Genomic DNA, 4,464 nt, shown 5'->3' with positions numbered 1-4,464 from the left:
CTCCGAAGGCAGAGGCCACTGGTTCGAATCCAGTCGGGTGCACCATTTTTTCAATGACTCAAGCCGTCGCGCTTGAAATCGGAACCGGAGGGATTTCTTTTTGAGATGATTTGCGATTCATCTTCTTTGGAGGTGGATCACAAATTATGGCAACGAAGCATCCATCCGTCTCAGAATAAAAGCCCTGCCCTCATTCCGGCGCCAGCGCCAGCTTGCCGTCGCCTTCGTCAACATGCACCGTGCAGCCATCGGGTGCGCTGCCGGCCAGAATCAGTTCGGCGAGCGGGTCTTGCAGATGTTTTTGCACGCTGCGCTTGAGTGGCCGTGCACCATAGACCGGATCATAGCCCACTCGCGCCAGCCAGCGCCGGGCGGCGTCGGTCAAGACCAGCGTGATCTTGCGGTCCTTGAGCAGGGCTTGCACGCGCAGGACCTGGATATCGACGATCGGCCCCATCGCATCCTGGCCCAGCCGCTGGAACAGCACGATCTCATCAAGCCGGTTGAGGAATTCGGGGCGGAAATGGCCGCGCACCACATCCATCACGGCGTTTTCAGCATCGCTGACCGGCGCGCCATCGGGCAGGGCCGCGATATAGGATGAGCCCAGATTTGACGTGAGGATGATCAGCGTGTTGGTGAAATCAACTGTGCGGCCCTGGCCATCGGTCAATCGGCCATCGTCGAGCACTTGCAGCAGCACGTTGAACACGTCGCCGTGCGCCTTTTCTACTTCGTCGAACAACACCACCTGATAGGGCCGGCGCCGCACCGCTTCGGTGAGCACGCCGCCCTCTTCATAGCCGACATAGCCGGGAGGCGCGCCGATCAGGCGGGCGACGCTATGCTTTTCCATGAACTCGCTCATGTCCAGCCGCACCATGGCGCGCGGATCATCGAACAGGAACTGCGCCAGCGCCTTGGTCAGCTCGGTCTTGCCTACACCGGTGGGCCCAAGAAACAGGAAGCTGCCCAGCGGCCGATTCGGGTCCTGCAGGCCAGCGCGGGCGCGGCGCACCGCGCTGGAGACCGCCTTGACCGCCGCAGCCTGGCCGATGACTTGCGCCGACAGGATGCTTTCCATCTTCATCAGCTTTTCGCGTTCGCCTTCCAGCATCCGGTCAACCGGAATGCCGGTCCAGCGGCTGACGACCGCGGCGATATCGTCGCTGGTCACTTCTTCGCGCACCATGGCCGCCGCCGTGACGGTTTCGGCCTCGGCAAGCTGGCGTTCGAGCAGCGGAATGCGGCTGTAGGTCAGCTCGCCGGCCTTGGCGTAATCGCCGGCGCGCTGGGCCTGCTCCACTTCCAGGCGCGCCGTGTCCAGCTGCTCCTTGATGCGGGTGGCGCCGGCGAGTTTTTCCTTTTCGGCCTGCCAGCGCAGCGTCAGTGCGCCCGATTGCGATTCCAGATCGGCCAGTTCGGTGTTCAGCGCGCTGAGCCGATCCTTGGAGGCGGCATCGGTTTCGCGGCTGAGGGCAGCCCCTTCGATCTTGAGCTGGACGATGCGGCGGTCGAGCGCTTCGATCTCTTCGGGCTTGCTTTCCACCTCCATGCGCAGGCGGCTGGCAGCTTCGTCCATCAAATCAATGGCTTTGTCCGGCAGGAAGCGATCGGCGATATAGCGGTTGGACAGGGTGGCGGCGGCCACGATGGCGCCATCGGTGATGCGCACGCCGTGATGCAGCTCGTATTTTTCCTTCAGGCCGCGCAGGATGGAGATACTGTCTTCCACCGTGGGCTCGCCGATCATCACCGGCTGGAAGCGGCGTTCCAGTGCGGCATCTTTTTCAACATGCTTGCGATATTCATCCAGCGTGGTGGCCCCGATGCAATGCAGCTCGCCGCGCGCCAGGGCTGGTTTGAGCAGGTTGGACGCGTCCATGGCGCCTTCGCCCTTGCCGGCGCCGACCAGCGTGTGCATTTCATCGATGAACAGCACGACATCGCTGCCTTCGGCGCGCACTTCGTCGAGCACGCCCTTCAAGCGCTCCTCGAACTCGCCGCGATATTTGGCGCCGGCGATCAGCGCGCCCATATCCAGCGACATCAGCCGCTTGTCCTTCAGGCCATCGGGCACATCGCCATTGGCAATGCGCAGCGCCAGGCCTTCGGCAATCGCGGTCTTGCCCACGCCAGGCTCACCGATCAGCACGGGATTGTTCTTGGTGCGGCGGGCCAGAACCTGAATGGTGCGGCGAATCTCCTCGTCGCGGCCGATCACCGGATCCAGCTTGCCGGCGCGCGCTGCCGCTGTCAGGTCGCGGGCGTATTTCTTAAGGGCGTCGAAGTTGTTTTCGGCGCCGGCGCTGTCGGCAGTGCGGCCCTTGCGCACGCTGGCGATGGCCTCGTTCAGTGCCTGCGGGGTCACGCCAGCACCCTTGAGCGCCTTGCCGGCTTCGGTGGTGGTGGCCAGCGCCAGCGCCACGAGCAGGCGCTCCACGGTGACGAAGCTGTCGCTGGCCTTGCTGGCAATCTGTTCGGCGCTGTCGAGCACGCGCACTGTATCGGTGTCCCAGCTCAGCGATTGCGCGCCGCCGCCCGACACTTGCGCGATTTTCGCCAGCGCCTGATCGATCGATTGCAGGGCCGTGGCCGGCGTGCCACCCGCTGCCTTTATCAAGCCGGTGCACAGGCCCTGGTCATCTTCCAGCAGCGCCTTGAGCACATGTTCAGGGGAGACGCGCTGGTGGTTGTTGCGGATCGCGACTGTCTGCGCGGACTGCAGAAACCCCTTGGCGCGATCGCTGAATTTTTCGATGTTCATGCCCACAACTCTCCTGATCGATCAGGATATGGCGTGGCATTACAGCAACACAAGTATCGCGGCGAAATTTCAGCTGAAGGCCTATTCTGGCTTAAGCCATGAAAAAACAAAGCCGCCCAAGGCACCGGCCAGGCAGAACATCACAAATCCATCCGCTCCGACCGCGCCAGTCACAGAAGTCGTTCGCAATTGCGCGGACATGAGGCCGAGCGTGCAGCAGGCGGCGACCGCGCCCGCGGCCGGCCATGCGACAGGCGCCAGCAGCGGCAGGCGTGCCCTGAGCCAGCCTGCTGCCCAGAAGGCCAAGCTCAAGGCGACTCCGAGCACCAGCAGCACCGGCAGGATTTCGCTGGCAGCACCACGCAATGCAGCACCACGCAATGCAGCACCGGGCGGCGACCCTGTACCGAGGCTGATCAGGTCGCCCTGTGTCTGCCAGCTGTGGATCATGCTGGACACAGCTGTTGTGGCCAACACGGCGCTTGCCCACGCCGGCCCCACACGCAGCATGTCTTTGGCCCTGGCCGCGGAATATTTACCGATCATGCCGGTAGGGTTAACCCAAGCCGGCGTCATTTGGAAGAGGAAATTAATGAATTATAAATGTAAATCTAATCTTCAAAATACGTTCAGCCGGTGCCGGGGTTGGTCGCAAAGCGCTCTAGTGCGCGGTCCAGCCGCCGTCGATCACCAGTTCGGCGCCGGTCATGTAGCGGCTGGCGTCGCTGGCGAGGAACACGATGCCGGCTGCGATATCCTCCGGTTGGCCGGCATGGCCCACCGGCGCGCCGGCGCCCACGGCATCGACATCGATGGCATTGGCCCCCGGCTGGCCAGCGGTGGCAAGCGCCGACGAAAGCGTGCCCGAGGTGTCGATCTTTTGCCAGATCGGCGTGTCGATGATGCCGGGGTGGACGCTGTTGCTGCGGATACTGTCCTTCATGGCGGCACATTCCATAGCGACGGCCTTGCTGAGCAGCCGCACCGCGCCCTTGCTGGCGCAATAGGCCGACATGCCGGCCGAACCACCCAGCCCGGCGACCGAGCTGATATTGATGATCGAGCCGCCAACATGGCCGTCGGGACGCGGAGTCCGCATCGCTGGCAGTGCGTGCTTGATGCCGAGGAAGCAGCTGGTGACGTTGATGTCCATCTGCCGGTTCCATTGTTCCAGCGTCACATCGGTGATCAGGCCCGATGTGCCGATGCCGGCATTGTTCACCAAGATGTCGAGCCGGCCATAAAGCGCCATGACGCGCTTGATGAGTTCGGCCCAGCGCTGCTCCTCGGTCACGTCCTGGCCGCGGAAGGTCGCCTTGCCGCCGGCGGCTTCGATCATCTCCACCGTCTGGCGGCCGCCGGGGGCATCGATATCAGTGACGAACACGATGGCGCCTTCGGCCGCCAGTGCGAGGGCTGAGGCGCGGCCGATGCCGCTGGCTGCGCCAGTGACAAATGCAACCCGGCCGTTGAGTGCGCCCATGATCTGATCCTTCCCCGTACTGAATTAACGGGGAACCTGACAGGCTGCCTGGTGCAGCGCCAGCCCTCCATTTTCAGATGCCGGGCCGGCCGATGCGTCAGATCAGTGCCGAAATGCCGCCCCATGCGCCGGCAACCAGCAGGATGATGCTGGGAAAGAAGGTCATGCCAAAGCCCGGGCCGCGTGACGCCGGATCGGCATAATAGGCGCGGGC

3 protein-coding genes are annotated in these 4,464 nt (G+C 63.4%); all 3 read right to left on the bottom strand.

Annotated elements, in window-relative coordinates; translation table 11 throughout:
• Window positions 1-190: 190 nt before the first annotated feature.
• The 3 genes from clpB to ABWP50_RS12045 all read right to left on the bottom strand — a co-directional run bounded on the left by clpB (window position 191) and on the right by ABWP50_RS12045 (window position 4,250).
• The gene (clpB, locus tag ABWP50_RS12055) at window positions 191-2,767 is read right to left on the bottom strand and encodes an ATP-dependent chaperone ClpB (protein ID WP_353218234.1); all 2,577 of its coding nucleotides are present in this window, start codon (window positions 2,765-2,767) and stop codon (window positions 191-193) included.
• 81 nt (window positions 2,768-2,848) lie between these two features.
• Window positions 2,849-3,343: a hypothetical protein gene (locus ABWP50_RS12050; protein WP_353218233.1), complete on the bottom strand. Its 495-nt coding sequence runs from the start codon at window positions 3,341-3,343 to the stop codon at window positions 2,849-2,851.
• An 85-nt stretch (window positions 3,344-3,428) separates the two neighbouring features.
• On the bottom strand, window positions 3,429-4,250 hold the full coding sequence (locus ABWP50_RS12045) for an SDR family NAD(P)-dependent oxidoreductase (protein WP_353218232.1): 822 nt from the start codon (window positions 4,248-4,250) through the stop codon (window positions 3,429-3,431).
• Between the last annotated feature and the right edge of the window lie 214 nt (window positions 4,251-4,464).

The sequence above is a fragment of the Sandarakinorhabdus sp. genome (assembly GCF_040398645.1).
GTDB lineage: Bacteria > Pseudomonadota > Alphaproteobacteria > Sphingomonadales > Sphingomonadaceae > Sandarakinorhabdus.
The sequence above is the reverse complement of the archived record's forward strand: the minus strand, read 5'-3'. Positions and strand labels throughout refer to the sequence as shown.